Origin of the sequence: Massilia sp. LXY-6 (assembly GCF_051233485.1) — a bacterium.
Taxonomy (GTDB): Bacteria; Pseudomonadota; Gammaproteobacteria; order Burkholderiales; family Burkholderiaceae_D; genus Telluria.
The window spans coordinates 23221-40655 of record NZ_JBKFGF010000012.1; the positions used below are offsets into that span (position 1 = coordinate 23221).

The following is a 17435-nucleotide window of genomic DNA, read 5'->3' on the forward strand; positions in this document are numbered from 1 at the left end:
GAGGGAGATGCAATGAAAAAGCAGTATCTGTTGAGCGCCCTGACCCTGGCCCTGATCGCCAGCGTCGGCCACGCCGAAGGCAGTGGCGCCGCTGCCGCGAAAGCCACCGCGACCAAGGGCCAGACCCTGAGCGCCGGCATCGCGACCCAATACATCGAATCGTCCGTGCGCCCGCAGGACGACTTCTTCGAATACCTGAACGGCAAGTGGCTCAAGACCGTCGAGATCCCGTCCGACAAGTCGAGCTGGGGCTCGTTCATGGAGCTGCGCGAGAACACCCTGCCGCAGCTGCGCGGCATCATCGAGAACGTCTCGAAAAAGAACGCCGCCAAGGGCACCGACGAGCAGCGCATCGGCGACTTCTACGCCAGCTTCATGGACGAGGCCCGCCTCGAGCAGCTGGGCGCGACCCCGCTGAAGTCCGAGCTGGACAAGATCGCCGCGCTGAAGGACAAGTCCGAGCTGCCGGCCCTGCTGGCCCAGCTGGGCAAGATCGGCGTCGGCGTGCCGTTCGACTTCGGCATCCACCAGGACAACAAGGATTCGACCAAGTACGTGGCCGACATCGGCCAGGGCGGCCTGGGCATGCCGGACCGCGACTACTACCTGAAGGCCGACGACAAGAAGCTGGCCGCTACCCTCGCCAAGTACCAGCAGCACGTCGAGAAGATGCTGAGCATGGCCGGCGACAAGAACGCCAGCGCGAATGCCAAGGCCATCGTCGACTTCGAGACCGAGATCGCCAAGGTGCAGTGGACCAAGGTCGAACTGCGCGACCCGATCAAGGCCTACAACAAGGTCAACTTGGCCGACCTGAACACGGTCGCCCCGGGCTTCGACTGGAAGACCTGGCTCGACACCACCGGCCTGTCCGGCAAGGCGAGCTACGTGATCGTCGGCCAGCCGACCTATCTGAAGGCCTTCATGGAAGTGGCCAACAGGACCCCGATCGACACCTGGAAGGCCTATCTGTCGCTGCACCTGATCGAATCCTACGGCAGCTTCCTGTCGAAGAATTTCGTCGACGAGCGCTTCGACTTCTACGGCCGCACCCTGTCGGGCGTGAAGGAACAGGAACCGCGCTGGAAGCGTGGTGTCGGTGCGGTCGAGCGTGCGCAGGGCGAATCGCTGGGCAAGCTGTACGTCGCCCAGTACTTCTCGCCGGAGAAAAAAGCGCGCATGGAAGCGCTGGTCAAGAACCTGCTGGCTGCATATAAAGAGTCGATCAACAAGCTCGACTGGATGAGCCCGGCGACCAAGAAGGAAGCCCAGGCCAAGCTGGCCAAGTTCACCCCGAAGATCGGTTACCCGAACAAGTGGAAGGACTACTCCGCGCTGACGGTCTCGCGTGACGACCTGGTCGGCAACGTGATGCGCGCGCGCGTGTGGGCCGCCGACTACGAGATCAACAAGCTGGGCAAGCCGATCGACCGCGACGAGTGGGGCATGACGCCGCAGACCATCAACGCGTACTACAACCCGGAGATGAACGAGATCGTGTTCCCGGCCGCGATCCTGCAGCCGCCGTTCTTCGACGCCAACGCGGATGACGCGGTCAACTACGGCGGCATCGGCGCCGTGATCGGCCACGAGATCAGCCACGGCTTCGACGACCAGGGCGCCCAGTACGACGGCAACGGCAACCTGCGCGACTGGTGGACCGCCGAGGATCACAAGAACTTCAAGGCCAAGACCACCGCGCTGGTCAACCAGTACAACGCCTTCGAGCCGATCCCGGGCTACCACGTCAATGGCGAGCTGACCCTGGGCGAGAACATCGCCGACAACTCGGGCCTGGCGATCGCCTACAAGGCCTACCACATCTCGCTGAAGGGCAAGAAGGCCCCGGTGATCGGCGGCATGACCGGCGACCAGCGCCTGTACGCGGGCTGGGCCCAGGTGTGGCGTTCGAAGATGCGCGAGCAGCAGCAGATCGTGCAAGTGAAGACCGATCCGCACTCGCCGGGCCAGTACCGCGCCAACGGCACCCTGCGCAACCAGCCGGGCTTCTACGAGGCCTTCAGCGTGAAGCAGGGCGACAAGATGTACTTGGCGCCGAATGATCGCGTGATCATCTGGTAAAAGCTGCCCGACGTGGCAAAAGCAAAGAGCCGCCCGATGGGCGGCTCTTTTTTCATCTGCCGGCAGGCGCCGGTAATGCAAGGCTTACTGTGCCTCGTAGGCGCCGATGTCGTAGTAGCCGTCGTACACGCGGGTGGTGCCCGATGCGCGATGCTTGTAGACGGCGCCCGGTTTCAGGCCGACGCCGCTCGGGGACACGCCCGGTACCGAACCGGCGTTGACCACCAGCGGATTGGCCAGCGGACGCAGGTCATAGGCGGCGCGGTTGACGAAGCCCGGCGAGGCCGAACGGTAGTTGGTCTTGCTGATTGCGCTGGCCTGGTTGGTCATGGTGCCGATGCCGCCGAAGATATTGTTCTGCAGCAGTACAGGCGTCGTCACACCGGAGCCGACCATCACGAAGGTGCCGCCCGAGCTGTAGTCGTTCAGGAAGGTATTGTTCACCACATACAGGTTCTGGCCCGGGTTGCTGGCGCCTTCCTCGCCGTAGGCCAGCATGTTCGGGTTGCTGTTGGCGGCCGGCTGTTCGATCACGTTGCCGATGACGTACGAGGTGCCGGCGTTCGGCAGGTCGATCTCGTAGCTCGGTCGCCCGGCTGCGGTGGTGCCGACTTCGCCAGGGGCGGTGCTGGAGAAACGGTTGTACGCGATCATGTTGGTGAGCGCGCGCGACTTCAGGTTGTGGCCGATGTTCGCGTCGTGCGAATAGTTGTAGCGGAAGGTCAGGCTGCCGACGTTGCCGATGTACAGGTTGTGGCTGTAGCCGTCGCCGTAGCCGTTGTGGCCGAATTCGGTGTACTCGATCAGGATGTTGCTCGAGGTGTTGGGAGCGGTCAGGATGCCGTTCTCGTTATCGTGCAGGAACGAGTTACTCAGGGTGAAGCCGGTGCCTTCGAGGCGCAGCGCGGCACCGTTCTTGTCGGCAACCTTGGCGCCGAACATCTCGACGTTTTCGATGGTGACGTTGTTGCCGGAGACGACCCAGGTGCCTTTGCCCATCGCATTCTGGCCGGCGGCGTCGATCTTCGGACGGCCGTTGACGCCGCGGATGGTCAGGTTGCTGGTGTAGATGCCGCAGACGTCGCCGCTGTAGGTGGTGTTGCCGGTGATTTCGACGATGTCGCCGGCTTTGGCCACCGCGAACGCGCGGCAAGGGCTTGCATAGGTCTTGCCCGGACCCACCGACAAGGTAGCGGCCGAGGCACTGCCGGCAGCCATCAAGGAAGCCAGAATAAGCAAAGCGTTGTTTCGGTGTTTGTTCATGTCTTTCTTTCGTTCGTTTCTTAGCCGCAGTTATTCCTGCTGGAAAGTTCGCAGCTTACGAGATTTTTTACGAAGGGTTTGTAAGGAGTTGTAACCGGAAATTATATTTGGACAATATGAAATTCTTGCAATAAATCATAGGGTTATCGCAAGATTGCAAGAAACGCCTACGGTTTTTAGGGGTTTTTGCTGACGGGATTGCCACTTTTTCGCTAAACTCATCAGAAACGTGTCGTGTTCGAAAAATCGTTCCAATAATTTCCGCTGTAAAAATTTTTATGCGTTTTTCGAAGAATCGTTGTTTTGATGCCTTACGGACTGAAAAACAGGACGAAAAAAAGGCTGCCCTGTCAAAGGCAGCCTTTCTGTCGCCCGCAAGGGCAGCGATCAGCGCGGCACGATGGCGAACTGCGGAGCCATGCGGTAGTCCGGCTTCACCGGACGCGCCATGAACAGGCTCCAGGCTTTCTTGCCGTCGGCACCGCTGACGTTCGTGGAATAGGCCAGGGCAGGTTGCATGTTCGACGGATAGCCGGTCGGTTCCGGAGCATAGCCAGTCATCTCGCCGACCTTCAGGCCGAAGAACGTTGCCATCTCGGTGCCGCCGCACGGCATGGCCAGGAACGATGCATCGTGGTTCTTGGCATAGGTTTCCGTCATCGAGTCGTAGAACGGCGCGGTGGCGGAATCACGAACGCGCATCTGGTACTTCGCGGCGTCGATCCAGCAGACACTCGGTGCAGCCATGCGGCCGACAGAAAAACGTGCCTTCCAGGCCAGCAAGCCGTTCGCCTTGGTGAAGCCCAGCTCGGCGGCGTGGCCGACGGCCGAGGTGAAGAAGTCATCCTGCCAAGGCGCGAGACTGGCACCGTCGTCATACACGAGCGAGTAGCCGTTGGCGACGACGCCCAGCTTGTTGGCGTACTGCGGGTTCGCGGTATTGGCGACGTAGGTGTTGTTGTACCAGTCGAGGTTGTTGTTGATGATGTCAGTAAATGCCTGCTTCAGGCTGTCCCGGTCCGGCGTGATGTAGGCGGCTTCGGCCAGCGTACGCAGCGACCAGGCCTGTCCGCGCACCTGCTCGGACGACACGATGCCCTTGATGTTGTCGCGGTAACCCGGATTGGTCTCGAATGCGTCCCACATGCCCCAGAACTGCAGCTCTTCGAGATAGAAGTAGTCGCCCGTGACCAGGTAAGGCAGGTAGGCCAGGGCCGGCTGGTGCGACGCGTCGTGGGTGTAAGGCGTATCGCACTTGCCGGTTTCGCAGACCGGGAAGGCTTCGTACTTCTTGGTTGCCGGGTTGTAGGTGTCGCCCTGGTGACCGTTGATGGTCATGTACGGATAATCCGCCAGGCTGATCGGACGGCCAGTCTGCTTGTCGCGGTAGTGCGACGAGAAACTGCCCGCCAGGTCCGCGGTACGCAGGGTCATTTCCTTCATGCGGCTGTCCTGGGACAGCAGGTAAGTCGCAGCCCAGTTCGGCAGCAGGCCGATGTCGTCGCGGCCGCCGGTGGTCGGCATGTAGGGCGTGGTCAGGCCACTGCCCATCGCATCCGTCGATGCCTTGGTCCAGCGCGCCTGGAAGGCCGAGATCGACGTTTCCGGGATGACCAGCGACTGATCGAAGTTCGGCAACGCGCCGGTCGAGATCAGGTAGCCGGTGTTGTGCTTGACGTTGACCGTCGGTTCGGTGCCGTTGAACCAGAAAATCTTGCGCCAGCGGGCATGGTGCAGGTGGGTCAGGCCGGTCTTGCTGTAGACCGATTTTCCGCCGACGAGCACGCTTGCGTCATACGTGAAGTTCTGGGGCGACGGCTCGTAGGCCCAGTCGTTCTCGACAACCACGTCGACGCGAGCCTTGTTCGCACCCGGATACCAGCGGATGGCGAAACGTGCGGACAGGTGAGGGTGCTGCGTGCCGTTCGCAGTCTGCAGCGGCGCCGAGACTTGCCATTCGGTAGCCACCGGACCGGACAGCCAGGTCGTCGCCTTGCCGCTCTTGAGCAGATCGTCAGCCGATGCGTAATAGTCCACGCCGCCGATGTTGGCGTGTACCGAGGTGCTGAATCCGGTGCGGGTCAGGGAGTCGATGGTAACGCTGCTGGTCGGCGCCGAACCGCCCTTGACCAGCGACATGGTGCGCAGCTTGGCCGCCGCAATGCTCGGCACGACCGCCGAAATGACGGCATGGCGTACCGAACCGTCGGCATGAGTGGCCTTGACGTCGACCTGCAGGGGAACCGTGGTGCCATCTTCGAGGCGGCCGGTCAGTTTGTCCGTGGTCAGCAGGTTACCTTGCGCAAAAACCTGGCCGAAGGTGACCGGCACATTGCTCTGCGCCGCAGTCGCGCTGGTGTTTTCGAAACGAACGTCAGTAATAGTGCTGCCGAGCTTGACGGGGGCCGTCGGCGCTGGCGCTGGCGTCGTCGTCGTCGAGGTCACCGGCACGGTGGTGGTGATCGGGCCGGTCAGGGAGCGGGTCGCCAGGGTGCCCGTGGTCGAGCCGCTGATCAGGGCCGCCGTCTGGGTGGCGGAGGAATTCTGGGTTGCGTCACCGCCGCCGCCGCAAGCCGCGAGCACGGAGCACGATGCTGCAATAGAAAGACGACGAAGCGTGAAGATGTGATTTGTGTAGTTCATTCTCAGTTTCTCTGGTTGAGCTCTAGTCGGTTTCTTATTGTGTGTAGGAACTAGATTACGTCAAAGAAACTGGTCATGCACGGGAAAAAGTCAAATATCTGCAATACTGTTACCCATGGGCAACGAAATGTTGTCGTATTTTTTACAGATATTATTCGGCTTGAATGCCATAAAGGCACTTTTTGTCGGAAAAGCTTGCCTAAACAATAAACAATCCACGGCTTGCCGCTTTTCGAACTCGGGGTTTTGTAGGGGTGAATGTAGGATTACTCTGAGGCACAACAGGGATTCGCGCCTGTCGGTCGGCTGGCGCCATGAGGTCTGGAAAGAAAAATACCCTACAAGCCTGGACTTTGTAGGGTAGAGGGGACTATCGGTCGGCCGCCCGCGGGCAGCTTCGACGGGCAGGAAAGGTTTATTTGGCGGCGCCGACCATGTAATCGACAGCGCTCTTTACATCCGCATCCGATGCGCTCGAGCTACCCTTCGGCGGCATGACACCAGCCTTGCCTTGGAATCCTTTGATGGCATGCTCATACAACACATTGACGCCTTGTGCGATGCGCGGTGACCATGCGGCTTTGTCGCCGAATTTCGGCGCCCCGGCGATTCCCGCGCCGTGGCATGCAACGCAGGTCGAGCTGTACAAGGCTTTGCCGGCGCCGGCATTCGCCTGGGCGGTATTGCCTGCTGCCGCGGGAGCGGCTGGAGCCGGGTTGGCGGCAGCAGGCGCTGCAGCAGTTGGCGCCGCGGCAACGGGAGCGGCGGCGGGGGCAGCAGCAACAGCTGCAGCGGCCGGTGCTGCGGCAGCGGCAGGAGCTTCCGGTTCCTTGAACTTGGCGCCGGCCTGGTTTGCCATATAAGCGACTGCACGGGCTACTTCGATGTCGTCCAGATCCGGGTTGCCACCCTTGGCCGGCATGGCACGGATACCGTTGACGGCATGCTGGACCAGCGTATCGAAACCTTGAGAAATGCGCGCGCTCCATGCGCCGGCATCGCCGACCTTCGGGGCGCCTGCGGCACCGCTTGCATGGCAAGCCGCGCAGACGGCGGTATAGACGGCCTGGCCGCCCTGGAGTACTTTTGGTGCGTTAACGTCCTTGAGGGTGAAACCGGCCTCGGCCACAGGGCGCAGGCGGGCAGCCACTTCTTCTGCACTCTGTCCTTCCGAGCCGGCCCCAGTAAGGTGCTGATTGGTCACGAACGACACTAGCAAAATGATACCGATGACAATGACCAGGAAGAATCCGGCTACTGCTGTGATCAACTGCTTGGGGGTCCTGATGAAAGACTGATGCTCAGTGTGGTTTGCGTCGCTCATGATTTCCTTATAAATAAAAAAACCTGCAGGCGTCCGGCGCTGGCCAACCTCTACTACGCAAGTGGCTCGGAACCGGTCGATTATAGATCGAAAACTCGTTAATTGAAACGCAATTTCTGTTGCGCAACCTCGCTGTCCCATAGACGTGATGGCCGAAACTCTGTATCCTTCGCATCACTCCTGCGCGGCTGTAGCTCAGTGGATAGAGTATTGGCCTCCGAAGCCAAGGGTCGTAGGTTCGATTCCTACCAGCCGCGCCAAGAAATCAAGGACTTACAGTACCTCCTGCTGAGTTTGGGGAGAAAGTTCTGAGATTTTAGGGAGAAATATAAATCGTATCGCAACACTGAACTCCACCACACAGGAGTTCAGCATGAAGGTCAAGTCGCTCACGCAGGTCACACCAGGCAAGCAGTTCAAGTCCGGCACGGTTGAGAAAAATATCTACGTAGAGGTCCGTTCGGGCTCCCTGCGCTTCGCAGTTGAAGTTTCCCCCCTTCCAAAAGATTCGCGTACGTTCGACATCGAGCAATTCGATGAAGGCCTACGTTGGGCCCGCCGTCGTCGCGTTGAGTTGCTGGAGCAAAAATTGGACGCGAAGCCGAAGGCTCTACCACCGGCCCCTACCATCGCCTCTGGGCATACTCCGGCAGAAATCCCAGTGCGCGATATCCTTGAAAACTATCGTCTGCGTGAGCTGCCGAAGCTGGCGGGCGCTGCATCAGACTTGTCACGCCTCAAGCGGCTTGGCGAGTGGTTTGGGCATCTGACTCTTGGCCAACTGGACTATGACCTGCTAGACCGTTGGATGGTCGAGCGACAGGCAGGTCTGCTGGGCTCCGGACGAGTTTCGGACCCCACACTCACGAAACACCAAAAACACTACAGGAAAAAAATGGGCCATGTGCTCCCTCCTGTTGTGATAGTGCCTCCGTCAGCGCAAACGGTCCGTCATGAAATCACGTTGATGCGTCGCGCGCTCGTAGCCTATTTTCGCGCCAACAAATTGAATCAGCTCTACGGAGCCTGGCTAGCGGCTCAGTATGTGATGGAGATTCGATTGCCAGAAAAGCCTGAGCCCCGTGACACTCGAGTTGACGAAGAGGCACTGGCCCTGTTAATCACAGAATTAGACCCCCTGCACATAGCGTTCGTACGATTTGCAGTCATGACAACTCTACGTCGGAGTGAGGTCTGCTCGCTGCAGTGGGAAGATGTGAATTGGGAAGAAAAAGTCATTACGCTGCGCAAGCCTGGCCATTTGAAAAAATCAAAAACGAGCACGCGGGACGTTCCTTTGTTGCCGCCTGCGCTGCAGATTCTGCAGCGGCTTGATTCAGGGAAGACTGGCCGAATTTTTGAAATTTCTCCTAGCGGCATTTCGCAGGCGTTACGACGGGCAGCGGACAGGGTTGAACTGTATGATGTGCGCCTGCATGACATGCGCCGTGAAGGCATCTCCCGCCTGGTTGAACTGCTTGAAGCGTCTCTCGAAGAAGTGATGGTGTTTTCTGGGCATAGTGACCGAGCAGTGTTACAGAAGGTGTATTTGCAACAGCGCGCTAACGTCATCGGTGACCGCCTGACTCAGCATCCACGCGCCGCAACGATGATTTCGGCAACATAAGGAAATAAATATAAGTCGGGGGGCTACACAGGTTTTTACCGACTGTGGAGTCTCTCTGATGAAGTATTTGACGAAAGATGAAGTTGCCTCGCTGTTGCGCGTATCTGTACGAACTGTGACTACCTACATGGGTCAGGGGCTGCTGCCACAGCCGTTCCAGCTAGGACGTAAACTGTTGTGGGACGAAGGTGCGCTCATTCAGTTCATACAGCCGAAGCCGGTCCTCGCTAATCACACCAGTGAACCTGCGAAACGTGGACGTCCCCGCAAAGTTGTAGCCCTTTAAGAGGCTCGTCGGCGTCAACGCATGGCAGGCTAGCCAGGTGTTGGGGCGCGTTCCCGTAGGCAGGCCTGGAGGTGCCCGGGGCATTCCTTTTTATCCTACCTTTGATAGAAATCGGCCCGCCCCCGGTTCCTCTCCGCGCGCAACTCCCTCCATCTGCGTGCGCTGAGCAGCCTACGCAGCTATCATCGCAGGAGTGTTGCAGCTAACAGAATGGCAGTAACAAGGGCACTAGAGGCAAGGGCAACTGCGCTGAGAGTCCTGACGACTTTGTTGCGATTGGCAGGTACGCCTAGGTAATCAACGACTGTATCCAACATAATGACCTCATGTAGGTTTAATCCAGATATTACCGTGAACGACCAGCCAACGCTTTACCTAGATTATGACGGCGTGCTGCACCCTGCAGACGTCCGGGTTACTGCTACCGAGCCCCTGCGGCCGCGGGTTTACAACGGCGGCCCGACCAGCCATCCATTGTTTGAGCATGCGCCACTGCTCGAGCGGACGCTTGCACTGTTTCCTGAGGTTCGCCTGGTGTTGGCAACTAGCTGGTGCCGGACGCTCGGATACAAGTACACGGTGCAGCAGTTGCCGCTGGCACTGCGCGAACGGGTCATCGGGACAATATGGCAAGGCGCGCTGCTCGAGCACCCGCCGCGGAGCCGCTACGACGCCATTCAAACGGATGCAGACAGGCAAGGGCTGGTGCGCTGGCTGGCGCTTGATGACGATGTCGAAGGCTGGCCTGAGCTGCAACGTTATCGCTTAATAGCTCCTGCTAATTCTTGGTACGGCCTGTCGGAGCCTGGCGTAGCTGATGAGCTCTCGCACGCGCTGGCGCTGCTATGCGCTGGCCAGCCGCTCGAGTATAGGCGACCAGCACAGCCAGAGTGGCCATCGACCGTGGAGCGCATATTTGGCGCTGGCTGAGCCCGCTAAACTGTTTTATAGTCGTTTGATTAACACAATTGCTTTATTGACTACTGTACGTTAACCCAGTATATTGAGCGTTTACACGGCCGGAGTGACGGTAATGGACAGACGTGAACTTGATGACAATGCAGTGCGTACGGAATGCATTGAAAGCCTTTGCGACGACCTTATAGCAGCCAAGCGAGCTGCGCCGGTGCTGGAGGAGGCCCAACTTGTCGCCGCAGCCTACCAGTCTGCGAAAGCCCTTGGCTGGGGTAGCAACGACCGAGAGCTGAAGTGGATATTTCGCCGCGTTGCCGCTTGCCTAAGGTGGCCATTACCAAGGGAGATAGCACAATGAGTACAGTTGAGATTGTGGTAATGGTTATAGCCGCGTTCATCATTGGCTTTGCTGTCGGCCGAGTGGCCGGGCTGCGGCGCAATGCCGGTTGAGCGGGCTCAACTCACGGAGGAGCTATGCCAAAAGCGGCAGCGGTAGGCGGGCATCAGGCGAAGCTGGCCCTAGTTGGAGAAAGGCACGGCAAGCTGGCACTGGATGGCGCAGAGCGGGAAGGGTGGTGCTGGCGCCCAGTGCCAGTTGAGCTGGCTCAACCGCTTTGGAAGGCCCTGGACCGTTCGCTAAGCGCTCTCAAGCCGACGCCGTCGGCGCTACAAGTGCTGCTAAACGAAAAGCTCAGCTGGCCAGGTTGAGCCTGCTCAACTGCAACCTTCACACCTCTGCGTTAGGAATTCAGCCGGTTCACAAATCAATGCTGCGTTCAGACGCGCACTTAGCGGTAACCCATGGCACGAACGACTTTTCTGAATGACTCTCACATCGAGGCGTTCGCCGATGAGATTGACAGCAGGTTAAAAAGAAGATTTAACCGAAAAAACAGGTGCGCTTACTCGATGCCAGGTTCGACTATAGATGGAAGAAACGCGAAGTTCGACCTTCTTCTAAGGTTTCCAACCGGTCCTAACCTCCGCTTCGAAGGTGAGAAGCCTTTAGTCATTGCTCGCATTAAGTTTGCTGAACAACGAGTTGGTCATGGAGCGTGGTTGCTACGAGAATTGGTAAGTTTGGCTCCGAAATATGGGTATGAGAGTATTGCGGTAGAAGCCGCGAATCCTAGCGCTGGAATTCAGAACTTCGTTCGCAAGTTTGGGTTCTCACCTGTAAGCGGAATCTCAAGTGACTGGATTGCTTCGGTTCATGAGGTTGCTGAGCGCTTGGACGCTTAGCCGTCGTGCCCGGTCCTTGCCTTGCCTAGGCGAGAGTCCAGAGCACGTACCCGTCCGGCGTCCGTCCAACGATTGTAGCCTCAGGTTTCCCAACGGCCCCTTAGTCGGGGGCTGTTCATTCAAAGTAAAAAATCCTGTCCCCTCTTTTCGGTTGCGAATTTCGATGACGCGTCATAGCTATTTTTCTATTTCGATGACTCGTCATCGAAATTATGTAGCGTGAAGGCATAGTACTGTCGAGATTGTCGTGCCAGTCGTTGCCTCGTGTGTGCTCGGGTTTGCCACCGGTCGCGTGGTCAGCCTGCGTAGGGCGGGTTGAGCCACCTGAAATCCGGAAGAAGCATATGGTTAGAGGTGGACTTGTTGGCAGTCGCTAATTGAAGGCGGCGCTGATTGAAGGGCTGGGCCCGCTGACGCAGGACGGCATCGAACCCGATGGAGATGCCGGGAGGCCGACATCGGTTGAGCTCCTTCAATCCCAGGCAGAGGTCCTTGACTGAGCGTTAAGAGCACCAGAGCGACGCCCTTGGCTCTCCACTAGCTGCTGAACGAAAAGCCCAGTCAGACAAGCTCCAGCCAGTCGCCGATGAGCGTGTAGCAACTCGTTGGAATTAGAAGCCTTCGTGCACGTTACTGCGTACCTTCGTACGTTATACTGTGGCAATATAACTGGTTGCGGCAGATGAATATCAAAGATACAAAAAACAAGCTAAAAGCGATTGACCTCTTTAGCGGGTGCGGAGGCTTGACTTTAGGTCTGAAGAGGGCCGGCTTTGATGTCATCGCTGCGGTGGAAATCGACAGAAAAGCGCGGTCAACCTATACCCTCAACCACCCCGAGGTTTGGCTAGCTGGAGAAGACATTCGCACGACCTCTGCCAGCGACATGATGGACACCTTGGGACTGAAACCAGGTGAGCTCGACATGCTGGCTGGTTGCCCTCCGTGCCAAGGCTTTTCGCGCATGCGTAAGCGCAATAAGGGGAACTCGGCTCGTGATGAGCGCAACGCGCTGATTGAGGACTTTGGACGCCTCGTCCTAGAACTCCGTCCGAAGCTCGTCATGATGGAAAACGTCCCCGGTTTAGCTGAGTATTTCCGTTTTAGTCGGTTTAAGAAGTTACTTGAGGGTGTTGGATATCTGGTGCGGGTCGAGGTTCTCGACGTCGCTGATTACGGCGTGCCCCAGCGACGAAAACGCCTCATTGTTTCAGCTAGTTTGCTTGGGCAGCCACAACTCGCGAAAGCCTTTCCGCTGCGGTCTACGGTGCGCCAGGTTATTGGGAATATGCCCCCGGTCGGTGCCAGTGGGGACGCTCTACATGACATTGGCGAGCGAAGGTCTGAACACGTAAAAAAGCTTATTTCCTTGATTCCTCCGGACGGCGGTAGTCGAGCGCAGCTTCCAGAAGAAATGCGGCTCGATTGCCACAAGCGTTTCAGCGGCTTCAATGACGTGTATGGACGGATGGCGTGGGATACGGTAGCGCCGACGATAACGGGAGGCTGTTACAGCCCATCCAAAGGAAGGTTTCTCCACCCTACGGAAAATCGGACAATCTCGCTACGAGAAGCGGCGATGTTACAGGGGTTCCCCCGTGACTATCGCTTCGACGTGCAACATGGAAAAGAAGCCATCGCCTTGATGATTGGCAACGCACTGCCGCCGGCATTTATCGCCGCCCATGCGACTGCTATGGCCGCGACCGTGGGTACCGTCATCCGGGACTAGGCACATCCACAAGACAGTTGACATCTAAGACAGCGATGTTCGAAATGAACACAAAATAAGAGATTGCGGGCGATGCCAAAACACCTAGATATTCCAGCGCTCATCAATACAGTCGGAAAGTTTAAACCTGGGGCGCCTCTGGATAAATTCATAGGTGAGGCCGTTTTTCCTAGTTTTAAAAATCTCGAGCCAGGCGCTCGAATCGTCTTTGACTTCCCGTTGACTGCCTTGGTTGGAGCTAACGGCAGTGGAAAAAGCTCCATTTTGCATGCGCTTTGGGGCATGCCTCGCAGGTATAGTACTGCGCGGTTCTGGTTCTCAACAGCTGTTGACCCTATCTCAGACGGTGGGGTCAACGGAGTACCCAGGTATATTTACAAGCACTGGATAAAAGAGCTTAAAAGTTACGTAGAGACGAAAAAGGTTCGAGGGGCTAGGCGCCTTGACTATTGGGAGCCTGCACGGGCATTAAAAAGCGACGGCATGCAGGAAATGCCACCCCCAGTGGCTAAAGATGAACCTTTTCGCTCCGGTTCGCGATGGAATCCGACCGTGCGGGAAGTCAAGTACATCAATTTCAAATGCGAATTCAGTGCGTTTGACCGCCTATTTTACTTCCCGGACCGAAACCAGTCGCATAAGGAGCGTCTGGACGCGATACGCAAGGGAGCTACTAGGCTTGCCACCGTCATCGATAGGAACCGCCAAACCTATTCACCCGGCGGACACCCTGCTGTTTTTGAGAATCGGGAACTTAACCCAGAGGAGTTAGCTTGGGTAAGTTACATCTTGGGGCGGACGTACGAATCTGCTCGATATGTGTTGCACAGGTTGTATGGGAAGATTGAGGCGCCTACCGTTGTATTTAAACGCCCAAACCTCACGTACTCGGAAGCCTTCGCTGGAAGCGGCGAACTAGCAGTAGTGCGCGCAGTGATTGAGCTTGTTGCGACGCCAAACCTGTCGCTAGTGCTTCTGGATGAACCTGAGACATCTCTTCATCCTGGAGCGCAAGAGCGTCTGTTAGGCTTCCTGCTAGAGATGATAAGGACTAAACATCTCCAGATTGTCATCTCAACGCACTCTCCTACGCTTGTGAATCTGCTCCCTACGAAGGCAATTAAAGTCTTAGAGGAGAATTCATTAGGCCAGGCTAGGGTCGTCGACGTATCGCATCCGCAAGTCGCTTTCAACAGATTGGGACATAACGCGCACGGTAAGATAACGGTTGCAGTTGAAGACGAGTTGTTGCGAGCACTTACTGAAATGGCAATGCGTCTGCTCGACCCAGGGGAGCGGCAAGCAATTGAGCTCTATGTGCCGCCAGCAGGTGCAGACAATATCCTTACGGCCGCGATTCCGGGCTGGATGGCTGAAGGCCGGGACGTGTACGTAATTATCGACGGCGACCAAAACCCCAATGCGCCCCTTCCCGACCCCGACAATATGACCCCGGCGGAGAGAAAGAAGCTCGGTACGCTTATCTATAACACGTTTAACGTTTATCCCCTGCACGTGTCCGATGGCCACGAAGAGCCTGCGAGTAGTTACTTGAAATGGGTCTCCCGCCGCGTTCGCTACCTCAACGCTGTGTGCCCCGAGCAAGTTCTATTAGAAGCTTACGTCGACAAAGATGCTGCGGCTCCCAGCGTAAACGACAATCAGCTTGCTAAAAAGGCGCTAGTTACCGCGCTGTCCGCTGATGGGCATGCAACCACTGCCGAAGCTTTGAAAAACGCGGTGACGTTCATAATCAAAGGCGGTGGAGCAACGAATAAACACGTGCTTCATCTGAAGAGCATTCTTCAGGAAATACTAGCCGACCATGCCAAGCCGAAGTAAAGCAGAGACCAAAATTGACATCGGCATGAGGCCTGGTTGCTACGAGAATCAGTAAGTTCGACCTCGAAATGTGAGCATTGCTGTAGAAGCCGCAAGTGCGAGCGTTGGAATTCAGAACTTCGTCCGTAGGTTTAGGTTCTTAAGGGTATTCAGAGTCTCGAGCGACTGAATTGTTTCGGTCGATGAGCTTGCTGGTCGCTTGTCCGCTTAGCCCGTCATGCTTGGTGCTAGTCCTTGCTCCGGCGGGATTTCGGAGCGCCTACCCGCCCGGTGCTCGGTCCAACGATTGGACGTTAGGGGCTGGAATCGACCATGTTTAGTTTTGTTGATGCGTCATATAAATTTGCTTGCTATATATGACAATTCAACCCCGCAAGGAAAGCTACGAGCATGGAAGTCACAGTCAAACCAGTTGTAGGGCGTCCGCTTAAACACCAAACGAAGGACGATAAAAAGGCGGCGAACGCTATAGCCGCCAAACAGTATCGACAGAGAGAAAAAGCAAAAAGACAAGAATGGCGTGACCTTAGTAAGCTCCCAAAGTCTAACGTTATCGACTTGTCAGCTCTGCCTCCACCTTGGCGGTTGACGCCGCGATAGCACCTCGCCGAGATGTCGAGCTACCCAAATAGTTAGGTCGATACCGGGCTGCGAAATGCACGCCAGAGGGGCGCCCCAAGTCTATCGATTGCTCAGTTTCGACGTTGGGTAGAAGCGTCCAGGTGAAGCCGTGCTGAGTAAACGAGGCCACAAATTGCCACCGACATTCGCCGTCCGCTGCGGGTTTTGGACTAGTCAGCAGCGTAGAGATGCATCGTTTTTGCACACGCCGAAGGCGTGGCGTCACCCCCCGTAGTGGGGGCGAGGAGCGTCCAGCGACGAGTCGTTCGGCCTCGCCGGACGATGGGGGGGGCGCCGGCGTTTGGGTGCGTCGAGCGAAGCCGAGACCTCCCAAGCGACCGGGGGGCGAAGCCCACGGCTCCCCCGACCTCCGGGAGCGGGGCACCTTGGTTCGCAGGACGGCGTCCAGCCGGACAAGAAGCGGGGTGCCCCGCTCCTGGAGTGGAGCCGAAGGCGTAACGGAGGGAGTGGAGCCGCGCTGCAGGGGGCGAGCGACAGCGCGCAGGACGGATGGGGCGTCCAGCCCCATAGGAGTCCGACCCGACTGCCAAGACTCCCGGTTTTTCGTCGGTGTATCTATACGGTGTAACCACAACCAAGAGGGGGTACACCGATGCTATCAAACCGCAAACAAGCACAAGCGAATGAACTAGCAGTGCTCATCGGCGTGGGCGAAGTCGGCTGGCTCAGCACATCGCAAGTAGCACGATGGGTATGGCGGGCCAGCACGCTCCACGTCGGTACCAACAAAGCAGCCGCAGTTCTTGCAAGGCTCACTGAGCAAGGCTATTTGCTGTGTCGGGAGAATGCACTTGGAGTGCGCGTCTATGTCCTGACAACCAAGGGGGCGCTTCGTGCAAACACTGCGTATGGTCCTGCGTATTGTGCGGGCTATAAATTGTCGCAACTTGACAGCTATCGGCAGCAGCAAATTGTAGACTTTCTTCTGTCGATGCGTGCGCAAGGCCACACATGTACCGGCCCAGCAGGACTGCGGCGGGCTATCGCAACCGGTGCAGTGTTGGACGGCGACTGGCAAGGAGCAGACGCGCTCATCCAAGACTGCCAAACCGGCGTGCTATTCCCGGCACTACTCGTGCGCAGCCTCAATCTTAATGTCGTCGCTAAAGCGATACGCCTAAAAAGCGTCAACGGCTCTCTCTGCCTGTTCGGGGCCGATGCTCTGGTCCGGCAGTTCGAGCGTGCCATGGACAAGTTGCGACGTGAAAAGCGTATCGCTCACTGAAGCCGCCAACCCCTGAGGAGAGGTCGTCGCATCACGACCCGGCTGCCAAAGTTTCAATGGCATCGCTCATCGAATCAGTAGGGTAGTGCGGACTCATGGTTGGCCAGGACCTGAGTTGGACGGCCTAGCCCAGGCACCCTTGGCCAACCGTGTCCTTACGTACTGGTACTTCTTCCTCGGGGTTACTTCTACAAGGCACAGATTAGGGCTCCATAGGAGGAGCCGTCTTTTAAAAAGACTGTTTTCGAGGGTAAAACACCCCCATACCCTGGTGAGAGTTGGCTCGTGGTTGTCGTTCGGCATCAGTGCTCGAACGTACGCTGGTCGATGCGACAACAGCAGCGTCTTTGGCTAGACTATCCGAGGTTCGCACACCCCGCCACCCGCCCTCTGGCCTTCCACCCAGGCTTGCGTCTGTGGGTACCCGCTAGACGCCTTACAGTCGACCGCGGTGGTTTTTTTTGCCCCCCTCCATCGACTGTCAGTGTAGGAAGACAAGTTATACGTTTTGCACCCTCGTCAGGCCGTGCCAGACAGCCTATTGCCTTCGTCTCTCGTCTACTGTTTCGAGCGCATAGCCATACGCTGCTCAGCGCAAGGGCTTCTATTGTC

Annotated in this window: 10 protein-coding genes and 1 tRNA gene; 8 read left to right on the forward strand and 3 right to left on the reverse strand. The window is 57.5% G+C overall.

Annotation, left to right across the window (positions count from 1 at the left end; translation table 11 throughout):
• The first annotated feature begins 12 nt into the window (after nt 1–12).
• Entirely contained in the window at nt 13–2082 is a 2070-nt protein-coding gene (locus ACI48D_RS06840) for a M13 family metallopeptidase (protein WP_435570471.1), read from the forward strand.
• A gap of 84 nt (nt 2083–2166) precedes the next feature.
• On the opposite strand, the gene ACI48D_RS06845 is transcribed toward ACI48D_RS06840, so the two are convergent.
• The 3 genes from ACI48D_RS06845 to ACI48D_RS06855 all read right to left on the reverse strand — a co-directional run bounded on the left by ACI48D_RS06845 (nt 2167) and on the right by ACI48D_RS06855 (nt 7312).
• Entirely contained in the window at nt 2167–3345 is a 1179-nt protein-coding gene (locus tag ACI48D_RS06845) for a hypothetical protein (RefSeq protein ID WP_435570472.1), read from the reverse strand.
• Between the two features lie 387 nt (nt 3346–3732).
• Nucleotides 3733–5988, reverse strand: a complete 2256-nt coding sequence (locus ACI48D_RS06850; protein WP_435570473.1) for a hypothetical protein — start codon at nt 5986–5988, stop codon at nt 3733–3735.
• Between the two features lie 415 nt (nt 5989–6403).
• Nucleotides 6404–7312 (reverse strand): c-type cytochrome, encoded by a 909-nt coding sequence (locus ACI48D_RS06855; RefSeq protein ID WP_435570474.1) that lies wholly within the window; start codon nt 7310–7312, stop codon nt 6404–6406.
• Between the two features lie 184 nt (nt 7313–7496).
• On the opposite strand from ACI48D_RS06855, the gene ACI48D_RS06860 reads away from it, so the two are divergent.
• The 7 genes from ACI48D_RS06860 to ACI48D_RS06890 all read left to right on the forward strand — a co-directional run bounded on the left by ACI48D_RS06860 (nt 7497) and on the right by ACI48D_RS06890 (nt 16823).
• A tRNA-Arg gene (locus ACI48D_RS06860) sits at nt 7497–7572 on the forward strand.
• Nucleotides 7573–7685: 113 nt separating this feature from the next.
• Nucleotides 7686–8939 carry a tyrosine-type recombinase/integrase gene (locus ACI48D_RS06865; protein WP_435570475.1) on the forward strand — a complete coding sequence of 418 codons (1254 nt, stop codon included), beginning with the start codon at nt 7686–7688 and terminating at the stop codon, nt 8937–8939.
• Between the two features lie 58 nt (nt 8940–8997).
• On the forward strand, nt 8998–9225 hold the full coding sequence (locus ACI48D_RS06870) for a helix-turn-helix transcriptional regulator (protein ID WP_435570476.1): 228 nt from the start codon (nt 8998–9000) through the stop codon (nt 9223–9225).
• 351 nt (nt 9226–9576) lie between these two features.
• Nucleotides 9577–10155, forward strand: coding sequence for an HAD domain-containing protein (locus ACI48D_RS06875; RefSeq protein WP_435570477.1), 579 nt, complete (start codon nt 9577–9579; stop codon nt 10153–10155).
• 1909 nt (nt 10156–12064) lie between these two features.
• Nucleotides 12065–13114, forward strand: coding sequence for a DNA cytosine methyltransferase (locus tag ACI48D_RS06880; protein ID WP_435570478.1), 1050 nt, complete (start codon nt 12065–12067; stop codon nt 13112–13114).
• A 72-nt stretch (nt 13115–13186) separates the two neighbouring features.
• Complete coding sequence (locus ACI48D_RS06885; protein ID WP_435570479.1) at nt 13187–14956, forward strand: ATP-dependent nuclease; 1770 nt, start codon at nt 13187–13189, stop codon at nt 14954–14956.
• A gap of 1234 nt (nt 14957–16190) precedes the next feature.
• The gene (locus ACI48D_RS06890) at nt 16191–16823 is read left to right on the forward strand and encodes a hypothetical protein (protein WP_435570480.1); all 633 of its coding nucleotides are present in this window, start codon (nt 16191–16193) and stop codon (nt 16821–16823) included.
• Nucleotides 16824–17435 lie beyond the last annotated feature (612 nt).

Coding starts and splice junctions, on each gene's coding strand:
- ACI48D_RS06870 (WP_435570476.1), top strand. CDS start 8,998: ATGAAGTATTTGACGAAAGATGAAGTTGCCTCGCTGTTGCGCGTATCT.
- ACI48D_RS06840 (WP_435570471.1), top strand. CDS start 13: ATGAAAAAGCAGTATCTGTTGAGCGCCCTGACCCTGGCCCTGATCGCC.
- ACI48D_RS06865 (WP_435570475.1), top strand. CDS start 7,686: ATGAAGGTCAAGTCGCTCACGCAGGTCACACCAGGCAAGCAGTTCAAG.
- ACI48D_RS06850 (WP_435570473.1), bottom strand. CDS start 5,988: ATGAACTACACAAATCACATCTTCACGCTTCGTCGTCTTTCTATTGCA.
- ACI48D_RS06880 (WP_435570478.1), top strand. CDS start 12,065: ATGAATATCAAAGATACAAAAAACAAGCTAAAAGCGATTGACCTCTTT.
- ACI48D_RS06845 (WP_435570472.1), bottom strand. CDS start 3,345: ATGAACAAACACCGAAACAACGCTTTGCTTATTCTGGCTTCCTTGATG.
- ACI48D_RS06890 (WP_435570480.1), top strand. CDS start 16,191: ATGCTATCAAACCGCAAACAAGCACAAGCGAATGAACTAGCAGTGCTC.
- ACI48D_RS06855 (WP_435570474.1), bottom strand. CDS start 7,312: ATGAGCGACGCAAACCACACTGAGCATCAGTCTTTCATCAGGACCCCC.
- ACI48D_RS06885 (WP_435570479.1), top strand. CDS start 13,187: ATGCCAAAACACCTAGATATTCCAGCGCTCATCAATACAGTCGGAAAG.